This is a genomic window from Vannielia litorea (assembly GCF_018424695.1).
Taxonomy (GTDB): Bacteria; Pseudomonadota; Alphaproteobacteria; order Rhodobacterales; family Rhodobacteraceae; genus Vannielia; species Vannielia litorea_A.
On record NZ_QTNQ01000186.1, the window covers coordinates 1 to 1,618 of the forward strand.

General features: G+C 66.1%; 1 protein-coding gene and 1 pseudogene. One reads left to right on the forward strand and one right to left on the reverse strand.

All coding sequences use genetic code 11. From position 1 onward, the window contains the following. Positions 1–878, reverse strand: a pseudogene (locus DYI42_RS23830) (cobaltochelatase subunit CobT); the annotation flags it as partial. Positions 879–1,024: 146 nt separating this feature from the next. Between DYI42_RS23830 and DYI42_RS23835 the strand changes: the two are divergent. Next, positions 1,025–1,609 carry an NADPH-dependent FMN reductase gene (locus tag DYI42_RS23835; protein WP_213549612.1) on the forward strand — a complete coding sequence of 195 codons (585 nt, stop codon included), beginning with the start codon at positions 1,025–1,027 and terminating at the stop codon, positions 1,607–1,609. Positions 1,610–1,618 lie beyond the last annotated feature (9 nt).

Below are 1,618 nucleotides of genomic sequence, written 5' to 3' on the forward strand. Positions count from 1 at the left end.
GGCTCCAGCGGGGCCTCGCCCTCGGGCATTTCGGCCTCCTCGCCCTCTTCGGTCTCGGCCATGTCATCCATGCTGACGGTTGCCTCGGAGGGATCGTCGGTCTGCTCCTGGTCCTGCTCGGGGTTGGCCTCGGTCTCTTCGTCTTCCTGGCTGTCGTCCTGCCCGGTGTTGTCGGCCTCTTCCTCGTCCTGCTCGGCCTCGTCGCCCTCGGCCTCGTCATCCTCGGTATCAGGATCATCGCCAAGCTGATCGCCATAGCCGAGGTCTTCGATCACCTGGCGGGTGAACTTGGCGAAGGCCTGCTGGTCGGCGAGCACATCGTTCAGGCCATCCAGCGTGCCGGCGGCGGAGCCTTCGAGGTGGTCGCGCCAGAGGTCGAGCACGTTCTGGGCGCTGTCGGGCAACTGCCGCCCGGTGGCGAGGTTGCGCACGAGGTAGCCTGCCGCCTCGGCCAGCGGGGCCTCGGACATGTTGGTCAGGTTGCCATAGCCGCGCCGGTCGGCCTCGGCGCCGATCTTGGCGTCGATGTTCTTGGCGGTGCCGGGCATGACGCGGGCGCCCACCGCCTCGCAGCGGGCGGTTTCCATCGCCGCGTAGATATCGCGCGCCAGCTGGCCCTGCGGCGCATAGCGGGCGGCGGTGCCCTCATCGTGATACTTGTGGCGCAGCGCCAGCGCATCGGCGGTGCCCCGGGCCATCAGCACCTCTTCGGCGCTCATCCGGCGGGAAACCTGCGGCAGGCGCAGCCCGTCGCCGGTGGTGCCCGGCGGGTCCACCGAATAGGTGACGCCAAGTTCGGGATCATCGGCCATGACCTTGGTGGCCTCTGCGAGGGCCTTCTTGAACGGGTCTGCCGGGTTGTCGGTCGGTTTAGCCATGGGATCGGTAAACCACCGGGCGCGGCCTTCCGCAAGAGCCGCGCGACATGGCGTTGCCCCATGTGCGAAATCGCGCAGAACCAGATGTTGAATGGGGCGTTGGTTGGAAAACATATAGAGACAAGAGCCAAACTCAGGAGACAACCATGACCACCCCCAAGATTGCCATCGTCATCGGGTCCACCCGCGACGCCCGCTTCGCCGAAAAGCCCGCCAACTGGCTGCTGGAGCGCGCGAAAACGCGCGAGGACTTCGAGGTCGAGCTTGTCGATCTCAAGGATTTCGACCTGCCGCTGTTCGACGAGAAGGCCTCCAACGCCTGGATGCCCTCGGAAGATCCCAAGGCGGTGGCCTGGCAGGAGAAAATGGCCGAGTTCGACGGCTACATCTTCGTCGTCGCCGAATACAACCACTCGATCACGGGCGCGCTGAAGAACGCGCTCGACCAGGCCTATGTGGAATGGAACCGCAAGCCGATGGGCGCCATGGGCTACGGCGGCGTGGGCGCGGCGCGGGCGATCGAGCACCTGCGCGGGATCGGCGTGGAGCTGCAGATGGTGCCGGTGCGCAACGCGGTTCACATCTCCGCAGGCTCTTTCATGAAGGTGTCGCCGATGGGTGAGAACGCAGAGATGAGCGAGATCGAGGACGTCATCGGCGGCTCCGCAGACGGGCTGTTCGACGATATGGCCTGGTGGGCGAAGGCCACGAAGGCTGCCCGCGAGGCGTAAGTACCAGGG